The 15775-nt window shown below is 67.9% G+C and carries 13 protein-coding genes and 1 pseudogene; 5 read left to right on the top strand and 9 right to left on the bottom strand.

What is annotated here, in order from left to right; all coding sequences use genetic code 11:
* Nucleotides 1-36 precede the first annotated feature (36 nt).
* Nucleotides 37-1119, bottom strand: coding sequence for a serine hydrolase (locus tag SY91_RS21365; RefSeq protein ID WP_023476471.1), 1083 nt, complete (start codon nt 1117-1119; stop codon nt 37-39).
* Between the two features lie 197 nt (nt 1120-1316).
* Entirely contained in the window at nt 1317-1595 is a 279-nt protein-coding gene (locus SY91_RS21360; RefSeq protein WP_034174745.1) for a hypothetical protein, read from the bottom strand.
* Nucleotides 1596-1646: 51 nt separating this feature from the next.
* On the opposite strand from SY91_RS21360, the gene SY91_RS21355 reads away from it, so the two are divergent.
* Together SY91_RS21355 and SY91_RS21350 are read left to right on the top strand one after the other, a co-directional pair.
* Complete coding sequence (locus SY91_RS21355) at nt 1647-2522, top strand: LysR family transcriptional regulator (RefSeq protein WP_023476472.1); 876 nt, start codon at nt 1647-1649, stop codon at nt 2520-2522.
* Between the two features lie 71 nt (nt 2523-2593).
* A complete protein-coding gene (locus SY91_RS21350; protein WP_043887637.1) occupies nt 2594-2878 on the top strand; it encodes a hypothetical protein in 285 nt (94 codons plus the stop codon).
* Between the two features lie 109 nt (nt 2879-2987).
* On the opposite strand, the gene mgtA is transcribed toward SY91_RS21350, so the two are convergent.
* The 3 genes from mgtA to SY91_RS21335 all read right to left on the bottom strand — a co-directional run bounded on the left by mgtA (nt 2988) and on the right by SY91_RS21335 (nt 8133).
* Complete coding sequence (gene mgtA / locus SY91_RS21345; protein WP_023476474.1) at nt 2988-5753, bottom strand: magnesium-translocating P-type ATPase; 2766 nt, start codon at nt 5751-5753, stop codon at nt 2988-2990.
* Nucleotides 5754-5800: 47 nt separating this feature from the next.
* A complete protein-coding gene (locus SY91_RS21340; RefSeq protein WP_023476475.1) occupies nt 5801-5959 on the bottom strand; it encodes a hypothetical protein in 159 nt (52 codons plus the stop codon).
* A gap of 509 nt (nt 5960-6468) precedes the next feature.
* Nucleotides 6469-8133 (bottom strand): S8 family peptidase, encoded by a 1665-nt coding sequence (locus tag SY91_RS21335; protein ID WP_023476477.1) that lies wholly within the window; start codon nt 8131-8133, stop codon nt 6469-6471.
* A gap of 421 nt (nt 8134-8554) precedes the next feature.
* On the opposite strand from SY91_RS21335, the gene SY91_RS21330 reads away from it, so the two are divergent.
* Nucleotides 8555-9451: a glutamate/aspartate ABC transporter substrate-binding protein gene (locus SY91_RS21330; protein ID WP_006478869.1), complete on the top strand. Its 897-nt coding sequence runs from the start codon at nt 8555-8557 to the stop codon at nt 9449-9451.
* Nucleotides 9452-9552: 101 nt separating this feature from the next.
* Here the strand turns inward: SY91_RS21330 and SY91_RS21325 are convergent, their stop codons facing one another.
* Complete coding sequence (locus tag SY91_RS21325; RefSeq protein ID WP_023476478.1) at nt 9553-10095, bottom strand: hypothetical protein; 543 nt, start codon at nt 10093-10095, stop codon at nt 9553-9555.
* 297 nt (nt 10096-10392) lie between these two features.
* Between SY91_RS21325 and SY91_RS21320 the strand changes: the two genes are divergently transcribed.
* Both SY91_RS21320 and SY91_RS21315 read left to right on the top strand, forming a co-directional pair.
* Nucleotides 10393-11640, top strand: a complete 1248-nt coding sequence (locus SY91_RS21320) for a multidrug effflux MFS transporter (protein ID WP_006478871.1) — start codon at nt 10393-10395, stop codon at nt 11638-11640.
* A 19-nt stretch (nt 11641-11659) separates the two neighbouring features.
* Nucleotides 11660-12180, top strand: a pseudogene (locus tag SY91_RS21315) (GNAT family N-acetyltransferase).
* Nucleotides 12181-12209: 29 nt separating this feature from the next.
* Here the strand turns inward: SY91_RS21315 and SY91_RS21310 are convergent.
* The 3 genes from SY91_RS21310 to pbpC form a co-directional block, all read right to left on the bottom strand.
* On the bottom strand, nt 12210-12899 hold the full coding sequence (locus tag SY91_RS21310; protein ID WP_023476480.1) for a hypothetical protein: 690 nt from the start codon (nt 12897-12899) through the stop codon (nt 12210-12212).
* Nucleotides 12900-13034: 135 nt separating this feature from the next.
* Nucleotides 13035-13322 (bottom strand): hypothetical protein, encoded by a 288-nt coding sequence (locus SY91_RS21305; RefSeq protein WP_006478874.1) that lies wholly within the window; start codon nt 13320-13322, stop codon nt 13035-13037.
* A gap of 203 nt (nt 13323-13525) precedes the next feature.
* Entirely contained in the window at nt 13526-15769 is a 2244-nt protein-coding gene (gene pbpC, locus SY91_RS21300; protein WP_011547559.1) for a penicillin-binding protein 1C, read from the bottom strand.
* Between the last annotated feature and the right edge of the window lie 6 nt (nt 15770-15775).

Raw genomic sequence — 15775 nt, 5'->3', positions numbered from 1 at the left:
TCCCGTCGCGTGAGCTCGCTGGCTGCCCGTGTCCGTCTACTGGATCGAACAGGACAGCCAGCGATGGATTTTGATTGCGTCGCTCGATACGCCGGCACGCGTCGCCGCGCCGAGCAGCACGACCGTTTCCCGGCGGCCTTTCACGCGCATGCGCATCACGACGCCGTGCCCCGATTCGTTGATGAAGCCGGTTTTCTGCAGCCGGATCGGCAGGCGGCGGTCGCGTACGAGCGGGTCGGAATTCACGTACACGAGTTCACCGTCGCCGGGGCGCACGGTGGTCGACAGATCGGTCGAGAAATAGCGGATCAGCGGATCTTGCGCGGCCGCGCCGACGAGCCGCGCGAGATCTTCCGCCGTCGACACGTTGTGCGGCGACAGGCCGGTTGGCTCACGGAAGTGCGTATGTCGCATACCGAGCCGGCGCGCTTCGCGGTTCATCGCCTTGACGAACGCGGCGCGCCCGCCCGGATAGTCGCGGCTCAGCGCGGCGGCCGCGCGGTTCTCCGACGACATCAGCGCGATATGGAACATCTCGCGGCGCGACAGTTCCGAGCCGACCTGCAGGCGCGAACCGGTGAACTTGATCGTGTCGCGATCGCGCGCGGTCACGCGCAGCACGCCGTTCAGCGGACGATCGGCATCGCGCGCGACGACGGCCGTCATCAGTTTCGAGATCGAGGCGATCGGCCGCACGGTGCGTGCGTTACGCGCCAGCAGCGGGGTGCCGGAATCGACGTCGAGCACGTAGGCCGCGCGCGAATGCAGCGAACCGACCGCGCGCGGGGTGTAGCCGCAACTGGCGAGCAATTTCGGTTTCGCGGGCGGGCGTGGCCGCACGGCGGTCGTGCGTTTCGCGCGCCGCGGCTGCGGCGCGGGTGCCGCGTGGCGTTTGGCTGCCTGATGCGTCACGCGCGAGCGGCGATGCTTGACGGCCTTTTTCTTGCGATGGGGCTTCTTCTTGACGGCCTTCGTATGGGCATGCGGTTGCGCATGGGCGGTGCGATGCGGCTGCACGCGCTGCGCGGACGCGTTCGTGGCGAATGCGAGCAGCAGGAACGACAGGACGAGGATCAGGGTGGTCCGGGCGCGAGGCAGGCGCGCGATGAGGCCGGTCAAGCGAAAGTCTCCTTTTCACGCGCGATGCGGCTGCGCGGAATGCGTGGGCGGTCGGCGGGTGCGGGAAATTATACGGTCGATCGCGCGGCGATGACGATGGGATGACGCGCAATGATGCGTGATACGGGAGGATTCCGGTCGTTTTCGCGCTGCCGGGCAGCGGTGCGGGTGGGGAGAAAGGCGGGCGGGTGCGTGGTTCAGCGCGGCCAGTTCCGCCGCGACACGACCGCGAAACTGATCGCGATCGAACCCGTCATCGCGCGTGGCGGCGCGTCTTCCAGCGCATCGCCGAAGCGAAAGCGGCGGCTGCGCCCGTCCGTGCGTTCGACACGACGTTTCGGCGCGCGGGTATCGGCGGCACCGGCGCATGCGTTTGCACCCGCGACATCGCATGGTGATTCGGCCACGCAGTCGGCCGCTGGATCGAGGGACATGAAGGTGAATTCCGGGAAGGGCATGTCCGTATTGAACGCCATTGCGTTCGATCGGTAAAATGAATATTTCAATCGTTACGATTCCGTTAAAGAATGGAACTGAAACTGCTGCGCACGTTCCTGACGGTCACCGAGCTGTGCCATTTCAGCCGCGCGGCCGATGCGCTGCACATGAGCCAGCCTGCGCTCAGCAAGCAGATCGGCGCGCTGGAAGCAAGCCTCGGCGGCAAGCTGTTCGAGCGCGGCCGGCATGGCGCGGAGCTGACGCCGTTCGGCGAACGCTTCCTGCCGGACGCGCAGGCGCTCGTGCGCGATGCCGACGAAATCCTGGCGCGTGCACGGGAAGCGACCAGTGGCCAGCGCGGGCATTTGCGGCTCGGCATCTGCCTGTCCGTGCTGACGCTCGTGCCGAAGCTGATCGCCGAATTCCGCCGTTGCAATCCGGGTATCGCGGTGACGCTGAGCGACCTGTCGTCGTCCGAACAGACGCGTCGGCTGCGTGCCGGCAAGCTCGACGCCGGTTTCCTGCGCCTGCCCGCCGACGACGGCTTGTCGTCGTTCAAGGTGACCGACGAAGCGCTCGCGCTCGCCGTGCCGCCGCATCTCGGCTTCAAGCGCGTGCCGGCCAACCTCGACGCGCTCAACGAGATCGGCTTCATCGCACTGCAGCGTGCGCGCGGCCCGGGGCTGGCCGCGCAGATCGACCGATGGTGCGTCGAGCGCCGTTTCGTGCCGCACGTGATGCAGCAGGCGGAAGACGTGCAGTCGGTGCTGACCTCGGTCGCGGCCGGCGTCGGCGTCGCGTTCATCCCGTCGAGCGCGCGGTACCTGCTGCGCGACGCGACGGTGCTGCCGCTCGACGGCCGTGACGCGAAGTGGCGCGTGGGGCTCGCATGGCTGTCCGATCGCGACGATCCCGTCACCGCGCGTTTCGTGTCGTTCATGCGCAGCGCGCTCAAGGGTGCGTGACGCGGCGTATAGTGTCCGCGAGCGTTTTCTCCCTGCATGCCGGTGCGACGCCGGCCGACGAACCCGAACCGATGACTTCCGACACCGACGAATCCCCGCTCGATCCCGCACTCGTCGCCACGCTCGCGACGCTGAACGAAGCCGCCAGCGATCCGGCCGGCAAGACGTGGTCGCTGCCGAAGATCGCGAAGCGCGCGCAACTGCCGATGAGCACGCTGCGCCGCGTGCTGACGCAACTCGACGCCGCCGGCCTGAGCGCGACGACGCTGAACGAGGACGGTACCGGCAGCGCCGCGCTGACCGACGAAGGGCGCGCGGTGTGCGCGCAGCTGTTCGGTGCGAACGATGCCCAATGAATGAAAAACAGGCCGCGGATGCGGCCTGTTCATCACCGAACGATGGCAGATCGGATCGTTCGGCCCGTGCGGGTCGCGCACGGGCCGGCGCATCGTCATCCTCGCGCCATCAGAACCATTGCTTGTAGCGGCGCACGTAGATCGTCTTGACGATCTGCGCAAGCACGATGTAGCCGACCATCGTCGCGGCGAGCCACAGCCAGTAGGTGCCCGGCAGGTGCATGAAGCCGATCGCCTCCGCGAACGGCGAGAACGGCAGCCAGCAGCCGATCGCGATCGCGGTGAAGGTCGACAGCAGCACCGGCAGCGACGCCGTGCTCTGCAGGAACGGGATCTTCTGCGTGCGCAGCAGATGCACGACGAGCGTCTGCGACACGAGGCTCTCGATGAACCAGCCCGAGTTCATCACGATCTGGCCGCTCGCGCCGCCGTTCAGGTGATACAGCGCGCCCGCACCGAACACGGTCCACATCAGGATGTACGTCGTGATGTCGAACACCGACGACGTCGGCCCGACCCACAGCATGAAGCGGCTGATGTTGCCGGCTTCCCACTTGCGCGGCTTCTTCAGGAACTCGGGGTCCATCTTGTCCCACGGCAGCAGCATCTGCGACGTGTCGTAGATCAGATTCAGCACGAGCAGTTGCGTCGCGAGCATCGGCTCCCACGGCAGGAACGCGCTGGCGACCAGCACCGAGAACACGTTGCCGAAGTTCGAGCTGGCCGTCATGTTCAGGTACTTCAGGATGTTGCCGAACGTCTCGCGGCCCTTGATCACGCCTTCCTCCAGCACCATCAGGCTCTTTTCGAGCAGGATGATGTCGGCGGTTTCCTTCGCGATGTCGGCGCCGCTGTCGACCGAGATGCCGACGTCCGCGTCGCGCAGCGCCGGCGCGTCGTTGATGCCGTCGCCGAGGAAGCCGACCGTGTGGCCGTTCGCCTGCAGCGCCTTGACGATGCGCGCCTTCTGCAGCGGCGTGAGCTTCGCGAACACGGTCGTGCGTTCGACCACCTGCGCGAGCGTCGCATCGTCGAGCGCTTCGATTTCCGTACCGAGCATCGGCTTGCCGGGTTCGAGGCCGACCTGGCGGCACACCTTCATCGTGACGGTCGGGTTGTCGCCCGTCAGCACCTTCACCGCGACGCCGTTCTCGCGCAGCGCGGCGAGCGCCGGCGCGGCCGATTCCTTCGGCGGATCGAGGAAGGTCAGGAAGCCGCGCACGACGAGATCGTGTTCGTCGGCGGTGCGATATTGCGCGCGTTCTTCGCCGCGCGGGATCGTGCGCGTGGCGAGCACGAGCACGCGGAACCCGTCCTCGTTGTACGCGGTGGCCTGTTCGAGCAGCCGCTTGCGGGCCACGAAGTCGAGCGGGCGCACGCCGTCCTCATCCTGCACATGCCTGGAGACGGCCAGCATTTCCTCGACCGCGCCCTTGCAGATCAGCAGGTGCGTGCCGCGCGTATCCTCGACGACGACCGACAGACGGCGCCGCACGAAGTCGAACGGCAGTTCGTCGATCTTCTTGTAGCCCTGCGGCTTCACGCGTTCGCCGATCTCGTCGGCGCGCGCGACGACCGCGATGTCGATCAGGTTCTTCTGGCCGCTCTGGTGGAAGCTGTTCAGCCAGCCGAGCCGCAGGATGTCCTCGTTCTTGTGACCGGACAGGTCGAGGTGGTGTTCGAGGATGATCTTGTCCTGCGTGAGCGTGCCGGTCTTGTCGGTACACAGCACATCCATCGCGCCGAAGTTCTGCACCGAGTTCAGCCGCTTGACGACCACCTTGCGGCGCGCCATCGCGACCGCGCCGCGCGCAAGGTTCGCGCTGACGATCATCGGCAGCATCTCGGGCGTGAGGCCCACGGCCACCGCGAGCGCGAACGTGAGTGCGCTCAGCCAGTCGCCCTTGGTGAGGCCGTTGATCATGAACACGATCGGCACCATCACGAACATGAACTTGATCAGCAGCCAGCTGACGCTCGCGACACCGCGGTCGAAGCTCGTCTCGATGCGCTTGTGGCTCACGACGTTGCGCGCGAGCGAGCCGAAGTACGTGTCTTCGCCGGTCGCGACGACGACGGCCGTCGCCGTGCCGCTGACGACGTTGGTGCCCATGAAGCAGACGTTCTCGAGATCGAGCAGCGATGCCGGTGCGCCGTTGGCCGCGCCGGCCGCGTGCGTGCCCGCGGATTTGCCGGCCACCGCGCCGAGCGTGTCGTACTTCTCGACGGGCAGCGCCTCGCCGGTCAGCACGGCCTGGCTGATGAACAGGTCGCGCGACGCGAGCAGCCGCACGTCGGCGGGGATCATGTCGCCGGCGGAAAGATGCACGATGTCGCCGGTCACGACTTCGCGCATCGGCACCTCGCGGCGCGTCGGTTCCGACGTGTCGGTCATGGCGCGCTGCACGGTCGCGGTCGTGCGGACCATCGCCTTGAGCTTCTCGGCCGCGCGCAGCGACCGGAATTCCTGCACGAAGCGCAGCAGCGCGCTGATCGTGACCATCGTCAGCAGGATCGTCATGCCGACGTAGTCGCGATCGTCGGGCGCCGCGAAGTAGACGTCGGTGAAGAAGCTGATGGCGGCCAGCACCAGCAGCACGTAGACGAACGGGTTGTGGAACGACAGCAGCAACTGGCGGGTCCAGTGCGGCGGCTTGTCGTGCGCGATTTCGTTCGGGCCGTCGTGCTGCAGGCGGCCGGCTGCCTGGTCGTAGGTGAGGCCGCGCGTGCTGGTGTGCAGCGACTTCAGCGTGTCTTCGAGCGGGCGGGCCGCTTCCTGGGCGGCGCGCATGATGCGCGGGTCGTTCTGCTGGCCGGCGCCGGCCTTGATGAAGCCGCGCTGTTTCTTGTGCGAGGTGTTGTGTCGTGTCGTCATGAGTCGCTCCTTGCGCACGAGGCGGCGGGCGGGGAGCGGCCGTGACGTCATCGACGCACGAACGCTCCCCGCCGCGTCGCGTCAGGCGCGATCGGCTGTGGATCGGTAAAGGCGGGAACGCTCGCCGGCGCGCAGAATGCGCACGGCGTGTCGATGCGCAGCGTCGCACCGGCGAGCGGTAATCGACTACTGTCGTCTGAGTTCATCTGCACTCCTGTCGGTTGCGGAGAATCGGCGCGGGCGATCGGCGGCGGCGCGCGCAACGAGGCGCGCGGCCGGACGGCACGCGAACGGAGAGTGCACGCGGCTGGCGCCGCGCGCAACACGAACGCACACGCGCGACGGCGCGTCGCGTGCATTCGACAACATCGAAAATTCGGCGGGAGATCTGGCCCGTGGTCAGGCCGGAAGGGCGCCGCATCCTGCTTCCCGGGATGCGGCAGAAGACGAGGCTCTGCGCGTTTTCCTCAGGCAGCAGTCAAGTTGGCCAGGGACCAACTACAACTCGCATCGGTGTTCACAGAACACTCCATGTAACTAGACGGGGGCGATGGTAATGGCTCGCTGTGCGAAGCGTCAACCCTTTTGTCAGGCGTTATTTCGAGATGCGTGATCGAGGCGGCGCGCGTGTGCAGTCGCGTTCGATAGCCCGTCATGAAACGGCCGCGCGCCTGCGATGTCGGCAGAGGCGCGGCCGCGTCGAACGAGGTTCCGGTTACTGGTTCGCGGTCGCGACGGCGGCCCCCGCATCGAGGATGCCCGAGCCTGCCGGCAGCGCGGTGCACGACGTGCCGGCGGCCAGCTTCGCCGCGCGCGTGCCGCCTTGCAGCTTCTGCAGGATCTGCGCGGGCGTGAGGTTGCCGTTCACCGACAACATCAGCGCGGCGACGCCCGTCACCTGGGGCGCCGCGAGGCTGGTGCCGTTCGCGGGGCCATAGGTGTCCGAGCCCGGCGTCGTCGTGCCGGTGTTCGACGTCGACAGGACGTTGACGCCCGGTGCGCTCAGCGCGACATCGGCGCCGAAGTTGCTGAACGATGCGCGTCGGCCCGTCGCGTCGGTCGCGCCGACGGTGATCACGCCGCGGCAGTTCGCGGGTTGGTCGAGCCCGGTCGACAGGCCGTCGTTGCCGGCCGCGACGACCACGGTCACGCCTTTCGCGGTCACGTCGTCGATCGCCTGCTGGAACGTCGTGCTGCATGCGCCGACCCCGCCGAGGCTCAGGTTGATGATCTTCGCGGGGTTCGGATTGTTCGGCACGCCATTGACGGGAATGCCGGCTGCCCAGCGCATGCCGTCGGCGATGTCGCTCGTCACGCCGCCGCACTTGCCGAGCACGCGCACCGGCAGGATCCGGCTGAGCCACGAGACGCCGGCGACGCCGGTGCCGTTGTTGGCGGTCGCGCCGATCACGCCCATCACGCGCGTGCCGTGCCAGCTGCTGTTGCTCGGCTGGCTGGCGCAGTGATAGTACGGGCCGTTGGCGTTGTCGAGTTCCTGCTGCGTGACCCAGTCGCCCGGATCGGTGGCGTCCGGGCCGCGCGTCAGGCCGTTGTTGCTGGTGTTGACGTTGCTGATGAAGCTGTAGCCTTGCTGGATCAGATTGCCGACGAGGTCGCCGTGCGGCCGGTAGCCGGTGTCGAGCACGGCCGTGACGACGGTCGGCGAACCTTTGGTCACGTTCCAGGCGGGCGGCAGGTCGATGCCGGCGGCCGGGTCGGACAGGTACCACTGCTGGCTGTAGAGCGGGTCGCTCGGCGTGTCGCGGATCTGCATCGGGTGATCCGGTTCCGCGTAGTCCACGTCGCTGTCCGCCGCGAACGCCTGCGCGAGCGCGGCGGCATCGGCGGCGTCCATGCGCTGGCCGAGCGACAGCACGGCCGCGCCGTTCGAGATCGTGCGCTCGACCTGCACGTTCACCGGCGTTTGCGCGACCGTGCTCGCGTACGCGCGTGCGCTGCCGGTCACCGGCGCTGTCCAGCGCGTCATCGCGCGCTGGATCACCGCGTCGAATCGCGAGCCGTTGTCGATGGCCGCCATCGCGCGCGTGGCCGTCAGCGTTTTCAGCTTGACGATGAGGTGATCGACCGGCGGCTCGGCCGGCGCGGTCTGCGCGGCCATCTGCACGGCGGCCTGCTGCGACGTGCATGCATTGCCGCCGGACGACGCGGGCGGGGTGGTCGGGGCGGGCGCGGGCGTGGGAGCCGGCGTCGGGGCGGGTGTCGGTGCGGGCGATGCGTTGGACGAAGACGGGTTGCTGCCGTCGCCGCCGCCTCCGCCGCAACCGGCGAGGGGCAGGAGGGCGGCTGCGGACAGCATGCCGGCGAGCATGCGCGCATGTGCGGGGCGCGCCAGCGCGAAATTGAAACGTTTGGCTCTCATGTTGAAACTTGATCCTCGTAGATAACCGTCGTGCCGGCGGTGGCGCCGGTCCGGCTGAGCCGGACCTTGTGTTTTTGTCTGACGGTTGCAGCAGGTTGCTGCGACGCGCCATGCACTGGGTAACGGCGTGCGCGGCGGCTTCTTGAGTGCGTTTCGCGAGAAAAACAGGGGGTGCCGCAAACGATTCCGTTGGTGCGTCGCAGCATGAACGCGCGTTTGGAACGATCGGCACAGACGGCGCGCACGAGCCCGCACGTGGCGTCGCCGGGCGAGCCGAATGGCGCGGGCCGGTTTGCGCGGCACGGAAAACATCTTTCAGGATCGAGCTCGGGCGGAAGGTTGCTTACGCTTGCCCTGATGTGACGCGAATATTGTCGGGCGTAGGATCGCGATTCGATCAACGTTTCATCAGGAGACATGCATGGATCGCCGTTTCCGTTGTCTCGCCGTCGCGCTGGCCTGTGCGCTGGCCGGCGCCGCGCACGCGCAGGCCCTTACCGGTACGCTGAAGAAGATCAAGGACACGGGCGTCGTGTCGCTGGGCATTCGCGAGTCGTCGGTGCCGTTCTCGTATTCGGACAACCAGCAGAAGAACATCGGCTACTCGCGGGACATCGCGTCGCGCGTCATCGACCAGTTGAAGACGGAGCTGAACCTGCCGAACCTCGCGGTGAAGGAAATCCCGATCACGTCGCAGAACCGCATTCCGCTATTGCAGAACGGGACGATCGACTTCGAATGCGGCTCGACGACGAATACGCTCGAACGGCAAAGGCAGGCCGCGTTCTCGAACAGTATCTTTCTGTACGGCATTCGTTTCAGCACGCGCAAGGATTCGGGCGTGAAGGACTTCGCGGACCTGGCCGGCAAGACGGTCGCGACGACGGCCGGTACGTCGGACGAGCGCCTGCTGCGCAAGCTCAACGAAGAGAAGGCGATGAACATGACGATCATCAGCGCGAAGGATCACGCCGAAGCGTTCATGAACGTCACGACCGGGCGCGCGGTGGCGTTCGTGATGGACGAGCCGCTGCTGTACGGCGAGATCGCGAAGGACCGCAACCCGGGGGCGTACACGGTCGCGGGCACGCCGCTCGTTCACGAAAACTATGCGTGCATGATGCGCAGGGACGATCCGGCGTTCAAGCGCGTCGTCGACGGCGTGATCGCGAAGATGCAGACCTCGGGTGCGGCCGAGAAGCTGTACGACCAGTGGTTCATGCAGCCGATTCCGCCGAAGGGTGTCAGCCTCAACTATCCGCTGTCGGCGGAGATGAAGCAGCTGTTCAAGAATCCGACGGATCAGGCGCAGTACTGAGCACCGCGTCGTGGCGATATCGCGCCACCCATGAAAAACCGCCGGCACATGCCGGCGGTTTCGCTTTGCGGCCCCGCCCGCTCGTGCGTCGAGCGTGCGCGTCAGGCCTTGATTTCGGGCCCGCGCGCGGCCGGCCGTGCCGGCGCCGCCGGGGCGGGAGCGGGTGCCATCGAACGCGCGGAAGGTTGCACCGGCACGATCACGACGACCGGTTCCGGCATGGCCCACGGCGCCATCGCGAACCCGACGGGCTGCGGCATCGGCATCGCGAATGCGTTGGCGAGCGCGATGTGCTGGAGCGCCATCATCTGTTGCTGCATCGCGACCATCTGGGCCTGCGCCGCCTGCATCCGGTACTGCGCAACCTGCATTTGCCGCAACGCTGCCGCGGGCGGCAGGCCGCCCGACGACGTCTGCATCTCGAAGCTCGCGCCGCCTTGCGGGCTGTGCCAGCGCCACGTGCTGACCTTCATCGGGCCGACGGCCGTCTGGACGACGCGCGTTTCGGCTTTCACGGGCACGGCCTGCCCGTCGACATTGACGAACATCGGTTGGGCGACGGCCGGCGCGCCGGCCTGCCCGGCCAGGGCGAACACGGGCGCCAGCGTCAGCGCGCCCGCCGCCATATACGAACGGAATCGCATCTTCGTATCTCCATCAAACGGGACTGATCGAATCAACAATGACGTGCGGCTCACGGAGTGAGCCATCCGAGACGATGCGGCCGTTGGCTTAAATCAACATTAAAACCGCCGCCGGCGGGCCCCGTCGGCGCATGTCGGAACGGGCCGCCATCGGCATTCAACCTCGCCCGTGCCAGGGGCATCCTGTCGCCCGGTGCAACAACAGGCACAATACGGAATTCGCCACCCCCGCACGCATGTTCGACATCCGAACATTGACGATGCGGCACTGCTGCCCGATCTCCTTCCCCAGTCGTCATGAACGCCACGCTCACTCCCGCGCGCGAGTCGAATTCGCCGCGCTTCCTGCTGTTCCTGATCTGCCTGTTCGCATCCGCCGGCCAGCTCGCGATCGACATCTACGTGCCCGCGCTGCCCGACATGGCCCGTTCGTTCGCGACCACGCCGCAGGCGATCCAGTCGAGCGTGTCCGGCTACATGGCGGCCTACGCGCTGGGCCAGCTGATCTTCGGGCCGATCGCCGACGCATACGGCCGCAAGCGCGTGCTCGCGTTCGGGCTCGTGATCTACACGATCGGCTGCCTGCTGTCGCTCGGCGCGCCGAACCTCGAGACGTTCGTGCTGGCGCGCTGCCTGCAGGGCTTCGGGATCGCGACCACCAACCTGCTGGCGAAGGCGATCATCACCGATTCGTTCTCCGGCCAGGCGTTGATGCACGCGTTCACGTACATGTCGATCGCGTGGGGGCTGGCGCCGATCATCGCGCCGGTGATCGGGGCGCACCTGCAGGAATGGTTCGGCTGGCGCGCTTGCCTGGTGTTCCTGCTGGTCTACTCGCTGGCGATGTGGGCGCTGCTGTGGCGCTACCGCGAAACCTTGCCGAAGCCGGTGCATCTCGAGCCGCGTACGCTGATGGCGAACGCGGGCAAGGTGCTGGCCAGCCCGGTGTTCCAGAGCTGCTTCCTCGCACAGGGGCTGTGCTACAGCATTCTGCTGGTGTTCAACATCGTCGGGCCGTTCATGGTGCAGACCACGCTGCACAAGCCGCCGACCTTCTTCGGTTATCTCGCGCTCGGCATCGGCCTCATGTATTTTCTCGGCGGCCTGTCGAACCGGATTCACGGCCGCGGGCTGCCGAGCGCCGAGCAACGGCTGCGGATCGGCGCGCGCGTGATGGCGGGCGCGTCGGTCGCGATGCTGGTGCTGGCGCTGACCGTCGGCCTGCGCGTGTGGACGCTCGCGACGCCGGTGCTCGTGATGGGTTTCTGCGCGGGCGCGATGTATCCGACGCTGATGGCCAAGGGCAATTCGCTGTTTCCGCATATCGCCGGCCTGACGAGCGCGATCCTCGGCTGTGCGCTGCTGCTCGTGTCGTCCGCGATGATGGGCCTCGCCGGCTTCGTGTCGATTCACGTGCTGACGCCGCTGGCGGTGTTCTTCGTCGCGTTGTCGTTCATCGTCGTGTGGATGGTGACGAAGCTGCTGCGGTATCTGTCGCGGCAGCAGGCGGCGCCGGTGGTATGCGGGAGCGGGGAGGCGGCGTAAGCCGCCGGTCGACCGACTCATGAACCGGATTCTGCTGAAGCGCGTCGCCCGGTCCGACGCCGCCGACCTGATCGCTGCCAACCGCGCGAGCCGGAGCCATCATCTGCCGTGGGTCGATTCGTTCATCGACCAGGCCGGCTTCGATCAATGGTTCGCCCGCTGCCTGACGGGCCCGAACGTGGGATTCATCGCGCGCGAGCGGACATCGGGCGCGGTGGTCGGCGTCGTGAATCTCAACGAGATCGTCGGGGGGTGTTTCAGAGCGCTTATCTTGCGTACTACGGAATGGCGGAGTTCAGCCGCAAGGGGCTGATGACGGATGCGTTGCGGGCGGCGATCGACGTCGCGTTCGGCGAACTCGGGCTGCATCGGCTCGAAGCGAATATCCAACCCGGCAATCATGCGTCGATCGCGCTGGTTCGGCGGCTCGGTTTCAGGCAAGAGGGATTCTCGCCGAGCTATCTGCGCATCGGCGGCGAATGGCGCGACCACGAGCGCTGGGCGCTGCTGGCCGACGACGCGCGCGAAGGCGGCGCCTGACGGTCGTTTCCCGTCCCGCCTCGCGGCGCTTACAGCGGATGCGCGGCGCCTGCCTGCTGCAACAGCGACACGGCAACCGGGTCCGGCAGTCCGTTCGAATCGACCGCCCCAGCCTTGGCCAGCGCGACGAGATCGGCATCGACGCCCGGTTGCCCGACCACGAACGAGGTGGTCAGGAATGCCGGCGCGGCGAGCGTGACCGCATAGCGCTGCTGCAGGTTGGTGACCACGGCCGATTGCGCGGCCTGCACGGTGTCCGGGCTGTTCATGGCCCGCTGATAGCGCAGGCTGTCCTGGAAATTGCCGATCAGCCCGGCCGTGTTCGTCCCGAGTTGCGCCGCGAGATAGACGAGCATCAGTTCGGTCTCGGGCGTCGTGTTGAAGGTGCCGCCCGCATAGGCGAGCGAATGCAGGCTCGCGCTGCCCGACGCCACGGTGATGACGCACGGCAGCGCCGCGTTGAGCGTCACACGGTAGTTGCCGCCGCCGTCCGTCAGCGTCGTTGCCGAGCCAACCGCGCAATTGACCGCCACCTGCGCGCTCGCGAGCGCGTCGCCCGTCGCGGCCGTGCCCGATAGCGAGACGGTTTGCGTGTTGTCGTTGAAGCATGCGTCGACGCCGAAGCACGCATCGCCGTTGCAGGCTTGGAGGGCGGCGAGCGTTGCGACGCACAACGCGCTCAGCGCGGGGCGGGTGAAGCGCGTAAGGCGAATGTTCATGGTCGCGGGCAATCCGAGAGAATGAGGCAACCGGGGCGCGTCGGGGATGCAGCGCTGCTTTCATTCTATGTCCTGAACCGCGGTGCTGCTCGCCCGTTCGGTGTGCCGTAGGCGGGGTACCGCCGGGCAGACGCGTTATGGGTGCGGGGGCCGGGCCGGCGCCATGACGTAAGCGAGCAACAGGCTCAGCAGGATGCTGAGCCCGAGCACGTGCCAATGGCTGGCGAGCAGCCGCTGGAAGTGCTCGCCCATGTCCGGCGTGATCCATCGGCAGGTCATGGGGTGCATGCGAGCCTGATGGCATTCCAGGATGCCGCCGTTTCGATACGCGTCCCACAGGCTGGCGGCGGCATACAGACCCAAGAAGAGCGGAATGATCTGTACGCCATGCCGAAGTAGTTTCCGCTCGGTTTCGGGTGTCATCGCTGTCGGTCGGGAATCGGCCTGCGTCGGTTCGTCGTCGGCGCCCGGATGCAGCGCGTGCCCGGTATTGTCGAACTAATTCACCCCGTCCACAACGATTTGCGGCTTGGCCGGTCCGGTTGAAGGATCGGGCGACTGCACTCGACTTTTCCGCCCAGCCGCCGAAAGCAAATATGCCCGGCCAGTCGGGCCGGCTCGCCCGCTCAGCGCTTGCGCGCGGCCGGCTTCGCGAACGCGCCGCGCACCTCGAAGCCGATCGCATCCGCGACGTTGCCGCGCGCGTCGACGAGTTCGAGCCGGTGCCGGCCCGGCCACGGCAGCCACGCGACGCGATCGGCATGGCCGATCACCTTGTCGTCGAGCCGCCACGCGAACTTCGTCGCGCGTCCGGCCGAGCGCTCGAACCAGATCCGCTGGTTCTTCGGCGGAATGTCCGGGTCGATCGCAAAGATCGTGCCGTCGGTCGGCGCGCCGATCGTCAGCGGCGCGCGCGCGCCGTCCTTGCCCGGCGTGACGGGCGCCGCGAGCCGGATCGTGTCGACCGCCGTGCCCGCGATGAACCACTCGTTGCGAGCCGGCTCGATATCGCGCTCGAACGCGATCCGGCGCGTCTCGACGCCGGCCGGCGCGCGCGGCGCACGGCTCGGCAGGTCGCGATGCAGGTAGCCGACGACGGCCGACCACACGGGCGACGCGCCCGTGACGCCCGACACGTCCCACATCGGCGAGCCGTCCGCATTGCCGACCCACACGCCGACCGTATAGCGCGACGTGAAGCCCACCGTCCAGTTGTCGCGCATGTCCTTGCTCGTGCCGGTCTTGACCGCGGAGAAGAAGCGCGTCGCGAGCGGGTTGTCGAAGCCGAACGTACGGACACGCGCATTGTTGTCGGACAGGATGTCGGTGACGACGAAGCTGGCCGCTTCGCTGAACACGCGCGTGCCCGCGTCCGGCCGCGCGGGCGCCGCTGCGCCGGATGCGGGCGCCGGTGCCGCGGCCGGCAGGTCGACGACCTTGCGTGCGACGCCGCCGTTCGCGAGCGCGCGGTAGGCGTTGGTCAGCGACAGCAGTGTGACGTCCGCACTGCCGAGCGCAAGGCTGAAACCGTAGTAATCGCCTTCCTGCGCGAGCGGCAGGCCGAGCGCGGTCAGCGTGCGCGCAAAACGGTGCGGCGTGACGAGCACCAGCGTGCGCACGGCCGGCACGTTCAGCGAGCCGCCGAGCGCGCTGCGCACGCTCACCCAGCCCTTGAAATCCTTGTCGTAGTTCTGCGGAATGTACAGGCCGCCGCCGGCGGCGAGGTTGATCGGCGCATCGTCGAGCAGCGACGCGGCGGTCAGCCGCTTCTCGTCGAGCGCCTGCGCATAGAGGAACGGCTTGAGCGTCGAGCCGGCCTGGCGCGGCGCGAGCACGGCATCGACGTCGCGCGCGCTCGACAGCGCCCCCGACGAGCCGACCCATGCGCGGATCTCGCCGGTCGCGTTGTCGATCACGACGACCGCGCCGTCCTGCACGTTGCGCCGGTGCGCGGGCGCGTTCAGTTCGGTCAGCGCGCGCATCAGCGTGTCGCGTGCGAAGCGCTGCAGCGGCGCATCGAGCGTCGTGCGGACCTGCGCGCCGGCCGCCGGCTTGACCTCGGCCGCGATGCGCCGCGCGAAGTGCGGGGCGAGTGCGGCGCCGTCGTCGCGTACGGTATTGGCTGGGCGCGCGACGACGAGCTGCACGTAGCCGTCGAGCGACGCGCACGCCTGCCCGGCCTGCATGTCGCGCAGGATTCGGCATGCGCGCTCGGCGATCTTCGCCGGGGCCGCGTTGGGTGCCCGCACGAGGGCGGCGGCGATCGCGGCCTCGCGCGCGTCGAGGCCCGACGGCGCCTTGCCGAACAGCACCTGCGACAGCGCGCCGAGCCCGATCGTCTCGCCGCGAAACGGCACCAGGTTCAGATAGGCCTCGAGGATCTGATCCTTGCGCCAGCTGCGTTCGAGCCACAGCGCGTTCACGGCCTGCGTGGCCTTCTGCGGCAGCGAGCGCTGGCCCGAGCGGCGCGGCGAATCGCCGAGCAGGCCCGCGAGCTGCATCGTGACGGTCGACGCGCCGCGCGTGCGCTCGTTCCACAGGTTGCCCCACGCGGCGCCGGCGATGCCGCGCCAGTCGACGCCGCTGTGTTCGTAGAAGCGCTTGTCCTCGGACACGACGATCGCTTCGCGGAACGCGGGCGATACGTCCGCGAGCGACACCCAGGCGCCGCGCCGTTCGGCGAGGTCGACACGCGTGCGCTGCAGCGGCGTGCCGTCGCGCGCGAGCAGCACCCAGTCGGAGCTGCGCCAGTTGCGGCGCACGTCGTCGTAGCCGGGCAGCGCATGCGCGACGAGCGGCGCGGCCAGCACGACGGCGGCGAATACGCGACCGGCGAAACGCGCCGGCCGCGGCAAAGCCAGATCGATCATCACGTG

The sequence above is a fragment of the Burkholderia cenocepacia genome (genome assembly GCF_014211915.1).
Classification (GTDB): Bacteria; Pseudomonadota; Gammaproteobacteria; order Burkholderiales; family Burkholderiaceae; genus Burkholderia; species Burkholderia orbicola.
Note: the sequence above shows the minus strand (reverse complement) of the source record. Positions and strands in the feature narration are given on the sequence as shown.

What these genes read in the sequence shown, in the direction of transcription:
- SY91_RS21360 (WP_034174745.1), bottom strand. Translation starts at nt 1,595, where the DNA reads ATGGCGTTCAATACGGACATGCCCTTCCCGGAATTCACCTTCATGTCC.
- SY91_RS21355 (WP_023476472.1), top strand. Translation starts at nt 1,647, where the DNA reads ATGGAACTGAAACTGCTGCGCACGTTCCTGACGGTCACCGAGCTGTGC.
- SY91_RS21350 (WP_043887637.1), top strand. Translation starts at nt 2,594, where the DNA reads ATGACTTCCGACACCGACGAATCCCCGCTCGATCCCGCACTCGTCGCC.
- mgtA (WP_023476474.1), bottom strand. Translation starts at nt 5,753, where the DNA reads ATGACGACACGACACAACACCTCGCACAAGAAACAGCGCGGCTTCATC.
- SY91_RS21340 (WP_023476475.1), bottom strand. Translation starts at nt 5,959, where the DNA reads ATGAACTCAGACGACAGTAGTCGATTACCGCTCGCCGGTGCGACGCTG.
- SY91_RS21335 (WP_023476477.1), bottom strand. Translation starts at nt 8,133, where the DNA reads ATGAGAGCCAAACGTTTCAATTTCGCGCTGGCGCGCCCCGCACATGCG.
- SY91_RS21330 (WP_006478869.1), top strand. Translation starts at nt 8,555, where the DNA reads ATGGATCGCCGTTTCCGTTGTCTCGCCGTCGCGCTGGCCTGTGCGCTG.
- SY91_RS21325 (WP_023476478.1), bottom strand. Translation starts at nt 10,095, where the DNA reads ATGCGATTCCGTTCGTATATGGCGGCGGGCGCGCTGACGCTGGCGCCC.
- SY91_RS21320 (WP_006478871.1), top strand. Translation starts at nt 10,393, where the DNA reads ATGAACGCCACGCTCACTCCCGCGCGCGAGTCGAATTCGCCGCGCTTC.
- SY91_RS21310 (WP_023476480.1), bottom strand. Translation starts at nt 12,899, where the DNA reads ATGAACATTCGCCTTACGCGCTTCACCCGCCCCGCGCTGAGCGCGTTG.
- SY91_RS21305 (WP_006478874.1), bottom strand. Translation starts at nt 13,322, where the DNA reads ATGACACCCGAAACCGAGCGGAAACTACTTCGGCATGGCGTACAGATC.
- pbpC (WP_011547559.1), bottom strand. Translation starts at nt 15,769, where the DNA reads ATGATCGATCTGGCTTTGCCGCGGCCGGCGCGTTTCGCCGGTCGCGTA.